Raw genomic sequence first — 17,214 nt, 5'->3', positions numbered from 1 at the left:
CATGCGTTGCGTTTTTCCCCGTCGCTCACCGGCGCCGGGTCGCTGCCGCTCCCTCCGTTATATCCTGTCGTTAACACGCTGACAACGTCACGAAATGCGGCGGCGGCGCGGCGTACACGCCAGCCGCGGCCGGGCGGACCTTTTTTGGTAGTGATTTCAACGGTGACAACGGCCAGGCGATTAATTATTATGCAACTCAGGACGGCAGTTTGCCGAAGGATCCACTACTGACCTCTCCGTCATCGGAAATAAAATGTTTAACCCAGACCAGAATCGTCTTGCCCCCACGCTGGCGATGATCATGGCCGCGTCGCTCGTGGGATTTATCACCGGCTATACGGTGCCGTTAATCAGTCTTGAGCTGGCGCAGCAGCAGGTTGCGCCGCTGTACGTCGGCCTGCTGGCCGCCCTGCCGCCCGCCGGTATGATGATCTCCTCTTTCCTCTCTCCTGCGCTGTGCCGGCGCGTTGAAATGGGCGTACTGCTGAGCGGCAGTCTGATCCTGCTGGCGCTGGCGACCATCGCCTCATGCATGACCACCGATATGACGCTGCTTCTGCTGCCGCGCCTGCTGACCGGCCTGGCCTCCGGGGTCATTATCGTACTGGGCGAAAGCTGGATCACCGGCGGCGCGGCGGGCAGCCAGCGCGCCACCCTCACCGGCATCTACGCCTCGGCCTTTACCGGCTGCCAGCTGGCCGGGCCGCTGCTGATCTCCGTCGGCCCCGCCTGGCAGGCCTCGGCGCTGATGGCGATCGTCGCGGTCACCGCCGTCTGCCTGCTGATGCTGCGCCATCTGCCCACCGGCACCCGCGAAAGCCTTGGGGAGCGCGCCAGCTGGCGCAGCCTCGGCGCCTTCCTGCCGGTACTGGCCTCCGGGGTCTTCTGCTTCGCCTTCTTCGACGCCAGCATCCTCGCCCTGCTGCCGCTGTACGGCATGGACAAGGGGCTTAATGAAGGAATGGCGGTGCTGCTGGTGACCGTGGTGCTTACCGGGGATGCGATGTTCCAGACCCCGCTCGGCTGGCTGGCCGACCGGGTCGGCATTCGCCGCGTGCATCTGGCCTGCGCGGTGGTCTTCAGCCTGTCGCTGCTGGCCCTGCCGCTGATGCTCGGCTCACGCATTCAGCTGATGGCCATTTGTCTGCTGCTGGGCGCCGCGGCGGGGGCGCTGTATACCCTGTCGCTGGTGCGGGCGGGGAAAACCTTTAGCGGGCAGAAGCTGATTATGATTAACGCCCTGTTCGGCTTTTTCTGGTCCGCCGGCAGCGTCGCCGGGCCGGTAGTCAGCGGCATGCTGATCGGCATCACCGGCTACGATGGCCTGATCGCCACCCTGGTGGCCAGCGGCGGGCTGTTCCTGCTGATCCAGTGTCTGTGTAAAAACGAGAAAACTCTGCTCGCCAGCGAGCAGGAAGAGGACATGGACGAAGTGACGGAGTCCGCGCAGTAGTCCTGACGGGCTGGCCTGGCGCCAGCCTTTTTTATGGCCCTTACCGGAGGGCATCCTGTTTTTGCTGGCTCACTGCTGTTAACCATTGCCGGCCCCCCTGCCAGGAGGACATTCCATGGAAAGCAATGCCTTACATCGTGGCAGATTGATCGATCATATTCTGCTGGTTGTCGAAGACTTTGCGGCAAGCAAAAACTTCTATACCGCCGTACTGTCGGCGCTGGAGATCCCGGCGATCGCCACCGCCAATGAATACTTGCTGGCTGACGAACTGGTGGTGGCCTCACGCCACAGCCCGGAGGCCGCCGGGAAACTGACAGGGCGCCACCATCTGGCGTTCCAGGCCAGAGATCGCGACATGGTGGACGCTTTTTACCATGCGGCGCTGACCCATGGCGGCCGCGATAACGGCGCGCCTGGCGAACGACACTATCATTCTGGTTACTATGCCGCTTTTGTGCTGGATCCGCAGGGGAATAATATTGAGGCGGTGTACCATGGCGAGGCTGAGCGCAGCGCCGGGTCTGTTGCCATCCGCTTCACGCAGTAAGCGGGCGAAAGTCACCTTTTTGTCCGCAACAGGAGGACACTATGTTTTCATACATTATGCTGGGAACGAACGATCTACCACGCGCCATCGAGTTCTATGACCCGTTAATGGCATTGCTGGGGCACGCCAAAGCCGGCCGTAACGAACAAGGCGCCTCATGGGGCACCTTCAACGGAAACCAGACCTGCGGGCTGTGCGTGGGCGTCCCCTTTGATCAGCAGCCTGCCGGGGTGGGCAATGGAACGATGGTGGCGCTTAACGCCCGCTCCGTCGAACATATTGCGGAACTGCATGCCCTCGCCCTGCAACTCGGCGGACGTGACGAAGGCGCGCCCGGTCACCGTCCGCAGTATGGCGACGGCTTTCACAGCGCCTACGTCCGCGATCCCGACGGCAATAAGCTGGCGTTTGTTTATTATGCGTCGGCAGCTTGAATGGCTGCTGCGGAAGTGCCTTTTTCAGGCAGTAATGAGTAATTCAGGACGGCCGACTTCGCCGTCCTGATTTCATTGAGAATAACGAAAAACCGCGGTTAAAGCGCTACGGCTTATCTTCCCGACGAGTTATCTACAGCGAAGTGATAACGTAATCCGGCGTCGCGCATACAGCGTTTCCGCCGCCAGCTGAAAATGACATTCCATCTCCCTCAGCTTTTTCGTCTTGAGCTGTTTTACTGGAATACCTTTGATCTGCCCTGTCGCGACCAACCACCGGATATCAGCCGTACTCAGCTTGAGCTGCTTTTTCAGTATTGATAGCAGGCTGACGCGAAAAGGCTGAAGGACCCGAACGCGCACCATTATTTGCGGGCAAGCCATCAACCTGACCGACCAATGCTCCTGAATACGAAAATCAGGTTGCCCCGACGGCTCGGCGCCGTTGCGCTTCAGCGTCGCGAGGTCAGCGGCATAATAGCGAACCATGGCAGCATCGTTCTGCCTCAGACGCTGAAGCCGTTCGCGGTTAATCTTGCTGACGTGCAGCCTGGAAAACAGGGCGATATTCCAGGTGTAATCGCAGTGCGTGCATTTATAGATGCTCCAGATATCCAGCAGCTTCTTTTGCGAATTCACCCGGATGGCGCCGGAAGGGGCGAAGTCGCGTTTTACATTGCAGGAGGGGCAGCGTTTGGCAATGTGCTGATACCCCACGGGCGTGACCGTCCATGTAACTGTCATAACGTACCTTTTTTAACCCATACGAAACCGAGTCCGTCATTAACGGACCATGATTTTTGGCGTATGAAAAATAGTTAGTCGCTATTTTTCAGTGGGTTAAAAAAAGATTTCCAACGTTATATTCCTGGTGAAGCCCAAAGCGATACCCGGAGATTAACAAAGGAGTCGTCGCGGGATTTATGAGTTCAGTCAATGTTTATACTGATGATGAAAAATATCATCAATATATCTGACAACACTCAGCGGGCTGGCCTGGCGCCAGCCCGCCCGGTTTACAGCACCTTGCTGAGGAACGCGGCGGTGCGTGGGTTGGTCGGCGCGCTAAAGATCTGCCCCGGCTTGCCCTCTTCCTGAATCACGCCCTGGTCGATGAAGATCACCCGGTCGGCCACTTCGCGGGCAAAGCCCATTTCGTGGGTCACGATCACCATGGTCATCCCCTCGCTGGCGAGGTTTTTCATCACCTCCAGCACGTCGCCCACCAGCTCCGGATCCAGCGCCGAGGTGGGCTCATCGAACAGCATTATCGACGGCTTCATCGCCAGCGCGCGGGCAATCGCGACGCGCTGCTGCTGGCCGCCGGACAGGCTCGAGGGCCAGGCGTCGCGCTTATCGCTTAAGCCCACCTTCGCCAGCAAGGCTTCCGCCAGGTCGACCGCCTGCTGGCGCGGCATATTGCGCAGATTCATCGGCGCCATAATCAGGTTTTCCAGCACCGTCATGTGCGGGAACAGGTTAAAGCGCTGGAACACCATGCCGACGCTTTCGCGCATCTTGTTGAGGTCGGTAGTGCGGTCGTGGGCGGCAAAGCCGTTGACCACCACCTCGCCTTCGCTGACCGTCTCGAGGGCGTTCATACAGCGCAGAAAGGTACTTTTCCCCGATCCGGAGGGGCCGATGATGCACACCACTTCCTGCGGTTTAATGTCGCAGCTGATGCCGCGCAGCACGTGGCTGTCACCGAAGCGCTTATGTAAGTTATTAATGTGAATCACTTTTGCCAAACCTCTTTTCCAGACGGTTAACCAGCTGCGCCAGCAGGAAGGTGATCACCCAGTAGACCAGGGAGATGGTCAGGTAGGGTTCCCAGTAGGTGGCGTAGGCGCCGGAGACGGTGCGCGCGGCGTAGGCCAGATCGGCCAGGCCTATCGCCGAGGCCAGCGACGAGTCTTTGACTATGGCGATGGCGTTGTTGCCCAGCGGCGGCAGAATGCGGCGAAACGCCTGGGGCAGGATCACCTTGCGCATGGTTTTCCACCACGGCATGCCCAGCGCGCGGGAGGCCTCCATCTGCCCTTTGTCGATCGACTGGATGCCGGCGCGGAAAATCTCCGACACATAGGCGCCAGCGTTAAGGGTGATCGCCACAATGCAGGAGAGGAACGCCCCGTAGCTGGCGCGCAGCTCGCGGGCAAAGTCGGCGCTCATCAGGCTGCTGGTCACCAGCAGGCCGTCGCGCGGGTTAATAAACAGCGGCACCAGCGCAAAGTGCACCACCATGATCTGCACGAACAGCGGCGTACCGCGGAAGGCGCTAACGTAAAAGCGCACCGGAAACTGCACCAGGTAGCGGAGAATATATTTCCATGGCCCGTGCTCGGCCTTCGCCATCCGTCCGAGACCGAGGGTTAACCCCCACAGCGTCCCGAGGATCACGCAGATAATGGTACATTTAATCGTCATCAGGGCGCCGTCCACAAACAGCGGGCCGTACTCCTCGATGATCTCCCAACGGAATCCCGTCATAGTCCTTCCCTAAAAAATACGGCTATCGCCTGGGCGATAGCCGTGGTCACTGAAAAAGGTGGGTTATTGCGCTGGCAGCGTCGGCACGTTGTCGTCGAACCAGGTTTTATAGATTTTGGCGTAAGTGCCGTCGGCAACAATCTTCTGCAGACCGGCGTTGATTTTGCCCAGCAGTTCGCTGTTGCCTTTCGCCACCGCGATACCGAAATACTGGCGTTCAAATTTGGCATCCGGCACCAGCTTGAACTGCTTCTCCGGGTGCTGCTTGATGTAGTACTTCACCACCCCGACGTCACCCACCGCGGCGCTGACGCCGTCCTCGAACAGCTCCTGGAGCATCAGCGGGGTATTGTCGAAGCGCTTGATCGCCGTGCTGTTTTTGCCCAGTACCTCAGAGACCACGATATCGCCGGTGCTGGAGTTCACCACCCCGACCTTCTCGTTTTTCAGGGTTGCGAGGGAATCGACCTGCGAATCCTGGGCGACGACGATAGACTGCTCGGCCGGGAAGTACGGCGCGGAGAAATCGACCATCTGTTTGCGTTTATCGGTGATGGTGATCCCGGAGATGATGATGTCGCGGTCGCCGGTGTTCAGCGTGGCGAAGATACCTTCCCATGGGGTATTGACCAGTTTGACGTCAAAGCCTTCGGCTTTGGCGATGGCTTTGATGATGTCGATATCAAAACCTTCCAGCTGTTTCTGGCTGTTTTCAAATTCAAATGGCCGGTAGGTGCCGCCGGAGCCGACGGTGTAGGTTTCCGCAGCCGCCTGTCCGGCTGCCGTCAGCGCGGCCATCATGAAACACGCTTTGAGCAAATTCTTAACCATGAGATATCCTTTTTATGCATTTATTTTGCATAAAAATACACACACTTACTTTTGTATGCAACCGGAAACCTTCCCGCTGGTGAATTATCTTATCAACTGGCCCGTTTACCGCCGGACTTACCGATGGCCCGGTGCAGGTCGTTGATTCGCTTCAGGGATTTCACCGTTTTTTGTGGCGTGGTCGAGGCCACCGACAGGACAATCATCTCCAGACAGACCAGCACCGTGCCGTGCAGCGGCATCCGGCTACTGTCCCCGCCGCGCGGGACGTCGATCACCACCTGCGCCTCCTGACTGAAGCGCGAGTCCACCGCCTGGGTCAGCAGGATGGTCGGAATACCCAGCCGCTTCGCCTCGCGCAGGGTGGTCATCCCTTCGCGATGGGGGGATTTTTGCCCCATCATGATCAGCACATCGCCGCGCTGCAGGCCGATAAGCTGTTCGGCGAGGCTAAAGCCCGTGCGGTTCATCACGTAAGCCGGCAGGCCAATGCGGCTGAACAGCCGGGCGGTGTACTCGGCGAGGATCCCCGAGGCGCCGATGCCGAAGATCCCCACCTGGCGCGCGTCGCTGAGCAACGCCACCGCCTGGGCCACCGCCGCGCGGTTGTCGGCCCGCGACAGGACCTCGCAGACCCGCTGGTGCCCTTCAAGCACAAAATCAATACTGGAATTGACGTCGCTGGCGAGTGCGGTGACCGTCGAGCGCATCTTTTCCGCCGAGGTGACCGAGGTGCCGAACCAGCGCTCCATAGTCTGCTTAAGCTCGCGCAGCCCGGCGAAGCCCAGCGCCTGGATGGCGCGCACCACCGTGGCGTCAGAGGTCTGGGTCGCGGTGGCGATCTCCATCGCCGTCTGCTCCAGCACCACCTCGCGGTTGTCGTTGATATAGCTGACCACGGCCCGCAGGCGGGGAGAGAGCTGATGCGCCCGGGCGCGATAGCGTTCGCCGAACAGGTCGACCCGCCCCTTCTCTTTTTTCACCGCGCTTTTCATTTGGCCACCGCCGGGATCGGCCTGCCGGCAATATGCGACTGCACCTGGGCCACCATCAGAGAGAGCGCGGCGTAGGAGTTGGAGATCACCTCCTCCCGCGGCAGCAAAATATAGCGCCCGGTGCGGCAGGCGCGCATAAAGTCGCACCAGCCGGGCATCACCCCTTCCATCGCCTGCAGCTCATCCTGCGGCTTACCGCCGGTATCCGACCGCCAGGTGGCGAAGACAAAATCGGCGTCCAGCTCCGGCAGCTGTTCCGCGCTGACGTCAATTCGCTGGCCGTCGGGGATCCGCTCAATCAACGGCGGAAAGCGGAACCCGGCGTCGCGCAGCACCCGGCCCAGCGCGTGGTAAGAATGATGCACCGTGACCTTGCCGTTGTTCGCCTGGATCACCGAGACGCTGTATTGCGACGGGTTGACCATCGCTTTCAGCTGCTTGATTTGCTCCTGATAGCGGCGCTCGAGGATCGCCAGCCGCGGCTGGGTGCCGGTCAGCTGCGCCAGCTTGCGGTAAATCTCCGGGGCGCTGCCCTGCAGATGGTCGATGCTCACCGTCGGGGCAATCTTCTCCAGCTGCTCCACCGACACGTGACGGCTGGGCTCGGTGATGATCAGATCCGGCCTGGCGGCGGCCACCGCTTCCAGATCGATATCGGCGGTGCCAATAAAGCGGATATCGCTATTGTCGAAATCGACGCCGGTGAGCTGGGCGCTGGAGCGCAGATAGTGGCTGCCGTCCGGCCGCGTCCGGCCGTGGCTGGCGATGGGCGGCGCCCCGAGCTCAATCAGCGGAATGGTAATGTCGAGATCGTGCATCGAAACGATACGCTGCGGATGGAGCGGGACGGTGACCGTGCGGCCTAAATCATCGGTAAAAGTCTGAGTTTGTGGGTCGGCGGCGCTGACGGCCCCCGTCAGCAACAGCAGCAATGAGACGAACCAACGCATAATACCTTCCTGGTTAAAGGGCATCGCGGCGACGCCAGAGTAAGACAACAAAAAACGGGCAGCCCACCAGGGCAATAACAATCCCCGCCGGGATCTGCAGCGGCGCAAACGCCAGCCGGCCAAGGGTATCGGTCACCAGCACCAGCAAGGCGCCAATCAGCGCGCTTCCGCTCAGCAGCGATACCTGGCCGCCGCGCAGCACAAAACGCGCCATATGCGGCGCCATCAGGCCAACAAAGCCCAGGCTGCCGACGCAGGAGACACTGGCCGAGGTCAGCAGCACCGGGGCGAAAAAGCGCAGCAGCGTGAGCTGCTGCAGACGCACCCCAAGGCCGATGGCGGTCCGGTCGCCCAGCAGCGCCGCGTCCGCCGCCCGGGCGGTACAGAACAGGATGATGGCCCCGGGCAGCGCCCAGCAAAAGGCCACCGCCAGCAGCGGCCAGGTGGCGGCCTGCAGGCTGCCCGCCAGCCAGATCATCGCCGTCTGCACGTCGCGAACGTCGGCGGTGGTCATAAAGATGCCGACCGCCGCCGCCAGGGTCCAGGAGACGCCGACGCCAATTAAAATAAAGCGCGGTCGCGAACAATCGCGCGCCAGCGTCAGGACCAGCAGGGCCACCGCCACGCCGCCGACCATTCCCGCCAGCGGCCGCCAGACCAGGCCTACCGCCGGGAAAAACAGCACCAGCGCCAGGACCACGATGCTGGCCCCCTCTTTGACGCCGATCAGCCCCGGGTCGGCCAGCCCGTTGCGGGTGATGCTCTGCATCGCCGCGCCGGCCAGCCCCAGCATAGCCCCGCACAGCAGCGCCATCAGGATCCGCGGCAGGCGGATATCAAACAGAATAAAGCGCGGCTGCTCGCCAATCTCCTGCGGCGCCAGCAGGGCCCGCGCCAGCGTCGACGCGGGCAGCGGATAGCTGCCGCGACTGAGGCTGTACAGCCCCAGCGCCAGCAGCATCAGCAGCATTAAGGCGGCAATGTTAAGCGCCGCCGGGCGCAGCAGCAGCTGGCGGGAAGCGAAAACCAGCGGCCGAAAGCCGGCCCGATGGACGGCGCGCATCATTTAAAAAACCTCGCGGCGATAAAGATAAACAGCGGCGCGCCCACCAGGGCGGTCATCGCCCCGGTGGCCAGCTCCTGAGGGGCGACCAGCGTCCGGGCGGCGATATCCGCCAGGAGCAGCACCAGCGCCCCCACCGGCGCCGCCAGGGGCAGCGCCAGGCGGATATCTTCCGTCACCAGACGACGCACCACGTGCGGCACCACCAGTCCGACGAAGCCGATCGGCCCGGCCACCGCCACCGCCGCGCCGCAGAGCAGCGCAATCGCCAGCAGGCCCAGCAGCCGGGTCTGGACGAGGTTCACGCCGAGGCCCAGCGCTACCTTATCCCCCAGCGCCAGCACGTTGAGGCGCGGGGCAAGGAACAGCGCAACGCCAAGGCCGATCAGCGCCGGGACCAGCGCCGTCCGCAGCGTGCTCCAGTTCAGCCCGGCCAGATCGCCCGCCAGCCAGGTGCGCATCGCCAGCAGCGTTTGTTCATCGAGAATTAATATCGCCGCCGTCACCGCCGACGCAAACGCCGACAGCGCTACCCCGCACAGCGTGATGCGCAGCGGCGTCGCTCCGCCGCGACCGGCAGAGGCCAGCGCCATCACCCCGCCGAACAGCAGCGCCGCGCCGCAGGCGGCCGTCAGCGGCCGCGCGGCGGGGAAAGCGCCGAAGGAGAGCCCCAGCGCAGAGGTCGCCACCACCGCCAGCGACGCGCCGGCGTTAAGGCCGAGGATATGCGGCTCGCCCAGCGGGTTGCGGATCACCGTCTGCAGCAGCAGCCCGGCGACGCCGAGCGCCGCGCCGGTCAGCAGCGCCGCCGCCAGCCGCACCAGGCGCAGTTCGACGATTATCCGCTGATCGAAGTTACGCGGGTTGTACTCCAGCAGCGCCTGCAGCACCGTCTGCGGGGCGATCCAGCGGGCGCCCAGGCCAAGATGCACCAGCGAGCCGGCAATAAGCAGCAGCGTAAGCAGGAGCAGCGCCAGCCGGGGACGGGCGCGCCGCCGCGCGGGATGCAGGCTAACCACGCTCATTGTGCCGCCGCCTGGCGGGCGCGAAACGGCATAAAGAACGGTTTGCCGGTTTGCGGGTTAATCGACATCTGCACGTCAACGTCAAACACGCGTTTAATCAGCTCAGGGCTACAGACTTCACCGTCGCTAATCGTCCCGGCGATGCGCCCCTGTTTAAGGAATACCAGCAGATCGGCATAGTTGACGGCAAAGTTAAGGTCATGGAGCACCGTCACCACCGTACGGCCATGCTCGCGGGTCAGGGTCTGGAGCAGTTCGAGAATATCGACCTGATAGCGCAGGTCGAGCCAGGTGGTCGGTTCATCCAGCAGAATGGTGGCCGTTTGCTGGGCCAGCGCCATGGCGATCCAGCAGCGCTGACGCTGGCCGCCGGAGAGGCTGTCCACCGGCAGATGAGCGAACTCGCGGGTGCCCGTTAAGCGCAGCGCCTCTTCCACCGCCAGCTCATCGGCGTCGGACCACTGACGCATCAGCCCCTGCCACGGGAAGCGACCGCGCGAGACCAGTTCGAAAACCGTTAACCCTTCCGGCGTCAGCGGCGATTGCGGCAGGATGCCGAGCTGGCGCGAGACGGCCTTCGTCGGCATCTGATGAATGGCTTGCCCGTCCAGACGCACGCAGCCGCCGAGCGGTTTCAGCATCCTGGCGATGGTCGACAGCAGCGTGGATTTGCCGGAGCCGTTCGCCCCGGCCAGCACCGTCATTTTGCCGGTGGGGATGGTCAGGTTGATGTCGTCAACGATCAGGGTCTGGCCGTAGCCGGCCGACAGGGCATCCAGTACGATCCCCTGCTCTGCAGGTGTCACCCGCTGTGGCATAACTCGCTCCTGCGCCGCAGCGTTCCAGGCGATGGCTGGACATTCTGCAGTCAAATCAAAATAAATCTCATTCTCTTTTGATCATGACGGGGATGAATGTAGTAGTCAATAGTCGCCATCGTCTTCAGGCGCGGACGATGACTACAGCGAGGCCGCGCCAACGCAATAGAATTAAAATAAAATAATATCAAATAGATAACCACAGGATATTCCCTGATGGAGGTGTTTAAAACGCCCTGTTCCCCGCCGCTGATTTTTTATCTTGTATAACGTTTACTACTACATTCCTTCATGATTGAATGATTCTCAATTACACGTAGAAAGGCGCGTTCAGACGCTAAATCGCGTGTTTTTATTATTCAGGGCAATGATTTTATTGGCTTTATCTGACCGCAAAGGCAGATTCATTCACGAGAAAAAGATAATGACTCAACCCCATGTCGCCTTCACCTCGTTGCAAGGGCGGGCGCTTTTTTCGCTTCTTTTTTTAGCCTCACCGGGATTAATGGCCGCGGAAAATAACGCGGCGAAAGGTAACAACGACGCGGAAGAGACCATCACCGTGGTGGCCGATGGCGCCCAGCAGAGCGCCACCAGCGGCTATCAACCGCTCAGCTCCTCTACCGCGACGCTGACCGCGATGCCGCTGCTGGATATTCCGCAGGTGGTGAATACCGTCAGCGACCGGGTTCTCGAAGATCAGCACGCCACCTCGCTCGACGAGGCGCTGTATAACGTCGCCAACGTGGTGCAAACCAACACCCTCGGCGGCACCCAGGACGCCTTTACCCGCCGCGGCTTCGGCGCTAACCGCGACGGCTCGATCATGACCAACGGTTTGCGCACCGTTCTGCCGCGCAGCTTTAACGCCGCCACCGAACGGGTGGAAGTCCTGAAGGGACCCGCCTCGACGCTGTACGGTATTCTCGACCCCGGCGGGCTGATCAACGTCATCACCAAACGTCCGGAGCGGCAGTTCTCCGGTTCGGTTTCCGCGACGTCCTCCAGCTTTGGCGGCGGTACCGGCAGCGTCGACGTCACCGGCCCCATCGAAGGCACGAATCTGGCGTACCGGCTGATTGGGGACTATCAGAATGAAGATTACTGGCGCAATTTCGGTAAAAACAAAAGCAGCTTTTTCGCCCCTTCCCTGACCTGGTTTGGCGACCGGGCGACGGTGACCGCGTCCTATTCGCACCGCGACTACAGCGCGCCCTTTGACCGCGGCACTATTTTCGATCTGAATACCGGCCATGCGGTGAACGTCGATCGCAAAACCCGCTTCGATGAAGCGTTTAATATTACCGATGGCTATTCCGACCTCGCCCAGCTCAACGCCGAGTATCGCCTTAACGACGCCTGGACCGCGCGCTTCGATTACAGCTACAGCCAGGATCACTATAACGATAACCAGGCGCGAGTAATGGCTTATGATTCGGCGACCGGCAACCTGACCCGCCGGGTCGATGGAACCCATGGCTCCACGCAGAAGATGCACTCGACCCGCGCCGACCTGCAGGGCAACGTGGTGGTGGGCGGCTTTTATAACGAACTGCTGACCGGCGTCGCCTATGAGAATTACGATCTGCTGCGCACCGATATGCTGCGCTGCAAGAACGTGAAAGGCTTTAATATCTATCATCCGGTCTACGGCGCCCTCGACACCTGCAATACCGTCTCCGCGTCCGACAGCGATCAGCGGATCCAGCAGGAGAGCTATGCCGCTTACGTGCAGGACGCGCTGTACCTGACCGACAACTGGATCGCCGTCGCCGGCGTGCGCTACCAGTATTACACCCAGTACGCCGGTAAAGGCCGACCGTTTAACGTCAATACCGACAGCCGCGATGAGAAATGGACGCCGAAAGCCGGCCTGGTCTACAAAGTGACGCCGAACGTGTCGCTGTTCGCCAACGTCGCCCAGTCGTTTATGCCGCAGTCGTCGATCGCCAGCTATATCGGCGAGCTGCCGCCGGAAGAGTCCACCTCCTACGAAGTGGGCGCCAAATTCGACCTGCTGGAGGGCATTACCGCCAATATCGCGCTGTTTGATATTCATAAGCGCAATGTGCTGTACACCGAGAGCATTGGCGATGAGACGGTGGCCAAAACCGCGGGCAAGGTGCGTTCCCAGGGCGTGGAAGTGGATCTGGCGGGGTCCATCACCGATAACCTCAGCGTGATCGCCAGCTACGGCTACACCGACGCCAAAGTGCTGGAAGATCCGGATTACGCCGGGAAACCGCTGCCGAACGTACCGAAACACACCGGTTCGCTGTTCCTGACCTATGACATTCATAACGTCTACAACAGCAACACCCTGACGGTGGGCGGCGGCGGCCATGCGCTCAGCAAGCGCTCCGGCACCAACGGCGCGGATTATTATCTACCGGGCTATGCGGTGGCGGACGTGTTCGCCGCCTATAAGATGAAGCTGCAGTATCCGGTGACGCTGCAGGTGAATGTGAAGAATCTGTTTGATAAGACCTATTACACCTCTTCCATCGGCACCAATAACCTCGGCAATCAGATTGGCGATCCGCGTGAGGTACAGTTCACGGTGAAGATGGATTTTTAAGCCGTACATGGCGTCGCGCCGGATGCTCATTGCCGGGCGGCGCTGCGCTTGCACCGGCCTACGTTCTACGGTCCTTCCCCTTCTGTGGAGTTCGCAGGCCCGGTAAGGCGCAGCCGCCACCGGGCAAAACGTGGCGCATGGTTCCGGATGTCCATGGCCGGGCGACGCTGCGCTTGCACCGGCCTGCAGTCTTTCCCCTTCCTCTCGAGTTCCCAGGCCCGGTAAGGCGCAGCCGCCACCGGGGAGTGCGTTTACCCTACCAGTCCTCCTCCTGGCCGAGGATGCGCAATATATCCTGACGATGCTGCAGCAGCTGCGGGTTATCGCGGTGGCGGGGAAAGGCCAGCGGCAGCGCGAACTCGGCGATAATCCGCCCCGGACGCGGCGACATCACCAGCACCCGCTCGCACAGCAGCAGCGCCTCTTCGATATCGTGAGTCACCAGCAGGCTGGTATACCCCTGCTGCTGCCAGAGGGCGATCAGCTCCCGCTGCATGCTGATGCGGGTCAGCGAGTCAAGCTTGCCCAGCGGCTCGTCGAGCAGCAGCAGGCGCGGCTCGTTCAACAGCGCGCGCGCCAGCGCGGCGCGCTGCGCCATCCCCCCTGACAGCTGCCGCGGCCACGCTTCGCTGAAGGCCTGCAGCCCGATGCGGTCAATCAGCGCGTCGGCCTTTGCTTCCAGCCCCCTTTTGCCCTGCGCCTGCGGGCCCAGCAGCACGTTCTGCCGCACCGTCAGCCAGGGATAGAGCGTCGGGTCCTGAAACACCAGTATGCGCTCCGGCCCCGGAGCGCCGAGCGGCGCGCCGTCGAAGTGCATCTGTCCGCTCTGCGGGGCTTCCAGCCCGGCCAGCAGCCGCAGCAGGGTGGATTTACCGCAGCCGGAAGGGCCCAGCAGCGCCACGCTTTCCCCTGGCCGCAGCTGCAGGCTGATATTCTCCAGCACCGGCACCGCCTGTTTGCCGAGCGTAAACGCGTGATGAAGATGGCTTATCGATACCGCCGCGCCGCGCGCTATCGTCTGCGAACCTGACGTCGCGGTTACCATTGCATCCCTCCCCGCTGCCAGCTCAGCAGCTTATCGCGCAGCATAAATAATCCGCTGATCAGGCCGGAGCACAGCAAGGCCATCACCAGCAGCGCGGCGTACATATTGGGATAGGCCGCCCAGCCCTGGGCCCACTGGAGGTAGAAGCCGATCCCCGACTTCACCCCGACCATTTCAGCCACAATCAGCACCGAAAACGACGCGCCAAGCCCCATAAACAGGCCGACAAAGACGTTCGGCAGCGCGGCGGGGATCGCTACCCGCAGGATCAGGAAACGCTGGCTGGCGCCGAGCGTCCGCGCCACGTCGTACCACGCCTTGTCAATGCCGATAACCCCGGACCAGGTCAGCACCGTGACCGGGAACCAGGTGCTCAGCGCAATCAAAAACACACTGGCGCCGAAGCTTGACGGAAAGATAAACAGGCACAGCGGCAGCAGCGCGGTGGACGGCACCGGCCCCAGCAGGCGTAACACCGGATGGACCCAGTAGCCTATCCGTTGCGACCAGCCAATGGCCAGACCGGTGACGAACCCGCTGCTGGTGCCGAGCAGCACCCCAAGCCCCAGCAGCCACAGGGAGTGCAGCAGGCTGTCGAGCAGACGCGGCCAGTCGTCGTGCAGCACCTCGATCAGCGCCTGCGGCGGCGCGAAAAACGGCACCGGCAGCACGCCGCTCTTGGCGGTCAGCCCTTCCCAGGCAGCGAACAGCACCGGCAGCAGCGCCAGCCACTTGCCGGCATGCAGCACGCGCGCGCCGCGCGCTCGCCAGTAGCGATAGCTCAGCGCCAGCAGCAGCAAGCCGCCGCCGAAGGCGAACTGCGCCAGCGCCCAGCCCTCGCTAAACGGCCAGCGCCGCCCGGCATCGGGCCAGGCCAGGGTGAACAGGCCGCCCATCAGCCACAGCGCGGCGGCCAGCAGCCCTTCTCCCCACAGCGGCGCGCGGCCGGTTGGGCGCGCCAGCGCCTGCTCAGGCGAATACGTTGGCATAGATACTCTCCGCAAACTGATGGGGATCGGTGCCCGGTTTGATCACCTGCACCCGCTGCAGGTCGACCGCATACTGCGTCAGCTCTTTCACGAACGCCTCACCCACCGCGTGGTGGCCGTGCCCCTGTCCGTGCAGAATGCCGCTTACCTCCGCTTCACTGGTGTTGAGCGCATGGGCGAGGAAAGATTGCGCCACGCTTTCCGGGTGTTCGGCGGCATAGCTGTGCGCTTCAAGGATTGCCTGGGTGAGCGCCGCGGCGGCCGGTTTATGATCCCGCGCCAGGCTCCCGCTCACCCCCAGCACGCAGCAGCTCAGATTGGCATAGTCCCCGGTCATATTGCTGGCGATCAGCTGATACTTGCCGGTCTCCAGCAGCCGATAGCTGAACGGCTCGCTGCCGCTGATGGCGGCGATCTCGCGCTTATCCAGCGCCACGCTGAGCAGATCCGCCGGGTAGACTTTCCACTGCACGTCGCTTATCGGATCGATACCGTGGCGCTTAAGCAGGATGGCGAAGAAGTTTTTATCCGGTCCGGCCATGTCGGTGACGCCGATGGTTTGCCCTTTCAGGCTCTCAAGGCCGTTGAACGGCGACGCTTTGGCCGTCAGCAGGTTCAGACAGCCGCCATGGGTCCCGGCGGTGAGCTTGACGTCAAAGCCCTGCTCCAGCGCCTTCAGCCAGCGCAGCGCCATCCCCACCCCGGCGTCGGCCTTGCCGGTGGCGATCGCCTCCAGCAGCACATCGGTGGAGTTGCCGAAGTTAACAAACTCAACGTCGAGGTTATATTTACTGAAAATCTTCTGCTGCTCGGCGACGGCGACCGGCGCGAGGCAAACCGCGCTTTTGTTGATCGCCAGCTTGATCTTGTACGGCTGCGGCAGGCGCAGCGCCGGATGAGCATCGCCGCTGGCCATCTCCGCCATATCGTGAGCCCACAGCGGCAGGGAAACCCCGGCCAGCGCCAGGCCACCGCTGAGCTGTAAAAAACGTCGACGGGAAAAAGCGGACGGGGTCATGGCGTTACCTCCGCGTGGGCCGGCCCGGCGGGCACGCTAAAGCTGGAGTCAAAGGTCGGCTTCACGTCCAGCCGGGTGCGGATCAGGCCGTTGGCGAGATAAAAGTCCGCCGTCGCCTGCTGCTGGGTCACCGTTTCCTCCGCCAGCGACTGCCACTGCGACTGGCGGTTGGCAAACTGCGCGCGGGCGATCTCCGCCGGGAAGCGGATGATCTCCCCCAGCGTTTTGCCGTAGCTGTCGAGATTGGCGTAGGCCCAGCGTTCGGCGCCGGCCAGGCGCTGGAGATAATCCTGCAGCGCGGCGCGCTTTTTCGGGTCGTTAAGCGCTGAATCCGTTGCCGCAAGGAAGGTATTCCCCGGCAGCAGCCCTTTGCCGCTCACCAGGATCTGCCCCTCGTTGGTCTTCACCATCTGGGTGGTGTAGGGCTCCCAGGTCGCCCAGGCATCCACCGAACCGTTAAGCAGCGCCACTTTGGCGTCCACCGGACCGAGGAACACCCACTGCACCTCCTTCGGTGAAATCCCCGCCTGCTCGAGGGCTTTCAGCGCCACGAAATGGCCAATCGACCCTTTGCCGGTGGCAATGCGCTTGCCTTTTAACCCGGCGGCGGTTTTTATCGCGCTGCCGGGAGAAACCAGCACCGCGGTCCCCGCCGGGTTGCTTTTGTCCACGGCGATCGCTTTTACCGGCGCGCCGTTAGCCAGGGCGAAGAGCAGCGGCGCATCGCCGATGATCCCCGCGTCCACCGCGCCAGCGTTAAGGGCTTCCGCCAGCGGCGCGGCGGCCGGAAATTCGGCCCACTTAATGTCGTAGGGGAGGTTTTGCAGGGCGTTGGCCGCCTCCAGCTGCGAACGCATGCCGCCTTTTTGATCGGCGATGCGCAGGGTAAGCCGCTCCTGCGCCGTCGCGTAACCGCCCAGCGCCAGCAGCATCAGCGCTGCCGCCACCCGGCCTGAGAATGATAGACGCATCGTG

At 62.1% G+C, this 17,214-nt stretch carries 16 protein-coding genes and 1 pseudogene; 4 read left to right on the top strand and 13 right to left on the bottom strand.

Annotated features, from left to right (window positions below):
• The first annotated feature begins 253 nt into the window (after positions 1–253).
• The 3 genes from K5R89_RS06115 (at position 254) to K5R89_RS06105 (ending at position 2,437) form a co-directional block, all read left to right on the top strand.
• Complete coding sequence (locus K5R89_RS06115; protein WP_087824080.1) at positions 254–1,453, top strand: MFS transporter; 1,200 nt, start codon at positions 254–256, stop codon at positions 1,451–1,453.
• Between the two features lie 115 nt (positions 1,454–1,568).
• Positions 1,569–2,003: a VOC family protein gene (locus tag K5R89_RS06110; protein ID WP_087824081.1), complete on the top strand. Its 435-nt coding sequence runs from the start codon at positions 1,569–1,571 to the stop codon at positions 2,001–2,003.
• Positions 2,004–2,044: 41 nt separating this feature from the next.
• The gene (locus tag K5R89_RS06105; protein WP_032453198.1) at positions 2,045–2,437 is read left to right on the top strand and encodes a VOC family protein; all 393 of its coding nucleotides are present in this window, start codon (positions 2,045–2,047) and stop codon (positions 2,435–2,437) included.
• 129 nt (positions 2,438–2,566) lie between these two features.
• On the opposite strand, the gene K5R89_RS06100 is transcribed toward K5R89_RS06105, so the two are convergent.
• The 9 genes and pseudogenes from K5R89_RS06100 to K5R89_RS06060 all read right to left on the bottom strand — a co-directional run bounded on the left by K5R89_RS06100 (position 2,567) and on the right by K5R89_RS06060 (position 10,609).
• On the bottom strand, positions 2,567–3,154 hold the full coding sequence (locus tag K5R89_RS06100) for a DUF1062 domain-containing protein (protein WP_162823530.1): 588 nt from the start codon (positions 3,152–3,154) through the stop codon (positions 2,567–2,569).
• Positions 3,155–3,453: 299 nt separating this feature from the next.
• On the bottom strand, positions 3,454–4,176 hold the full coding sequence (locus K5R89_RS06095; protein ID WP_004189541.1) for an amino acid ABC transporter ATP-binding protein: 723 nt from the start codon (positions 4,174–4,176) through the stop codon (positions 3,454–3,456).
• On the bottom strand, positions 4,163–4,927 hold the full coding sequence (locus K5R89_RS06090; RefSeq protein WP_049014440.1) for an amino acid ABC transporter permease: 765 nt from the start codon (positions 4,925–4,927) through the stop codon (positions 4,163–4,165). Before K5R89_RS06090 ends, K5R89_RS06095 begins: the two co-directional genes overlap by 14 nt.
• A gap of 63 nt (positions 4,928–4,990) precedes the next feature.
• The gene (locus K5R89_RS06085; protein ID WP_217259233.1) at positions 4,991–5,758 is read right to left on the bottom strand and encodes a basic amino acid ABC transporter substrate-binding protein; all 768 of its coding nucleotides are present in this window, start codon (positions 5,756–5,758) and stop codon (positions 4,991–4,993) included.
• Between the two features lie 92 nt (positions 5,759–5,850).
• Positions 5,851–6,784: pseudogene (locus K5R89_RS06080) on the bottom strand (MurR/RpiR family transcriptional regulator).
• A complete protein-coding gene (locus tag K5R89_RS06075; protein ID WP_072413321.1) occupies positions 6,750–7,727 on the bottom strand; it encodes an ABC transporter substrate-binding protein in 978 nt (325 codons plus the stop codon). The pseudogene K5R89_RS06080 and the gene K5R89_RS06075 overlap by 35 nt, the downstream one beginning before the upstream one ends.
• Positions 7,717–8,769, bottom strand: coding sequence for an iron ABC transporter permease (locus K5R89_RS06070; RefSeq protein ID WP_048297701.1), 1,053 nt, complete (start codon positions 8,767–8,769; stop codon positions 7,717–7,719). Before K5R89_RS06070 ends, K5R89_RS06075 begins: the two co-directional genes overlap by 11 nt.
• Positions 8,766–9,791 (bottom strand): iron ABC transporter permease, encoded by a 1,026-nt coding sequence (locus K5R89_RS06065; RefSeq protein ID WP_044523758.1) that lies wholly within the window; start codon positions 9,789–9,791, stop codon positions 8,766–8,768. The genes K5R89_RS06070 and K5R89_RS06065 overlap by 4 nt, the downstream gene beginning before the upstream one ends.
• Positions 9,788–10,609 (bottom strand): ABC transporter ATP-binding protein, encoded by an 822-nt coding sequence (locus K5R89_RS06060; RefSeq protein WP_023290050.1) that lies wholly within the window; start codon positions 10,607–10,609, stop codon positions 9,788–9,790. The genes K5R89_RS06065 and K5R89_RS06060 overlap by 4 nt, the downstream gene beginning before the upstream one ends.
• A 505-nt stretch (positions 10,610–11,114) precedes the next feature.
• Here K5R89_RS06060 and K5R89_RS06055 point away from each other — a divergent pair.
• Positions 11,115–13,187, top strand: a complete 2,073-nt coding sequence (locus K5R89_RS06055; protein ID WP_072413323.1) for a TonB-dependent siderophore receptor — start codon at positions 11,115–11,117, stop codon at positions 13,185–13,187.
• A gap of 256 nt (positions 13,188–13,443) precedes the next feature.
• Here K5R89_RS06055 and K5R89_RS06050 read toward each other — a convergent pair whose 3' ends face one another.
• From K5R89_RS06050 to K5R89_RS06035, 4 genes are read right to left on the bottom strand one after another with little or no spacing between them, the layout of a single operon-like run.
• Entirely contained in the window at positions 13,444–14,232 is a 789-nt protein-coding gene (locus K5R89_RS06050) for an ABC transporter ATP-binding protein (protein ID WP_064154468.1), read from the bottom strand.
• Positions 14,226–15,221, bottom strand: a complete 996-nt coding sequence (locus K5R89_RS06045; RefSeq protein WP_217259232.1) for an ABC transporter permease — start codon at positions 15,219–15,221, stop codon at positions 14,226–14,228. The genes K5R89_RS06050 and K5R89_RS06045 overlap by 7 nt, the downstream gene beginning before the upstream one ends.
• Positions 15,202–16,239 (bottom strand): ABC transporter substrate-binding protein, encoded by a 1,038-nt coding sequence (locus K5R89_RS06040; protein WP_023290054.1) that lies wholly within the window; start codon positions 16,237–16,239, stop codon positions 15,202–15,204. Before K5R89_RS06040 ends, K5R89_RS06045 begins: the two co-directional genes overlap by 20 nt.
• A complete protein-coding gene (locus tag K5R89_RS06035) occupies positions 16,236–17,210 on the bottom strand; it encodes an ABC transporter substrate-binding protein (RefSeq protein ID WP_101867056.1) in 975 nt (324 codons plus the stop codon). The genes K5R89_RS06040 and K5R89_RS06035 overlap by 4 nt, the downstream gene beginning before the upstream one ends.
• Positions 17,211–17,214: the final 4 nt, after the last annotated feature.

The sequence above is a fragment of the Klebsiella sp. TF21-TM genome, from assembly GCF_019753495.1.
Taxonomy (GTDB): Bacteria; Pseudomonadota; Gammaproteobacteria; order Enterobacterales; family Enterobacteriaceae; genus Klebsiella; species Klebsiella quasipneumoniae.
The sequence above is the reverse complement of the archived record's forward strand: the minus strand, read 5'-3'. Positions and strand labels throughout refer to the sequence as shown.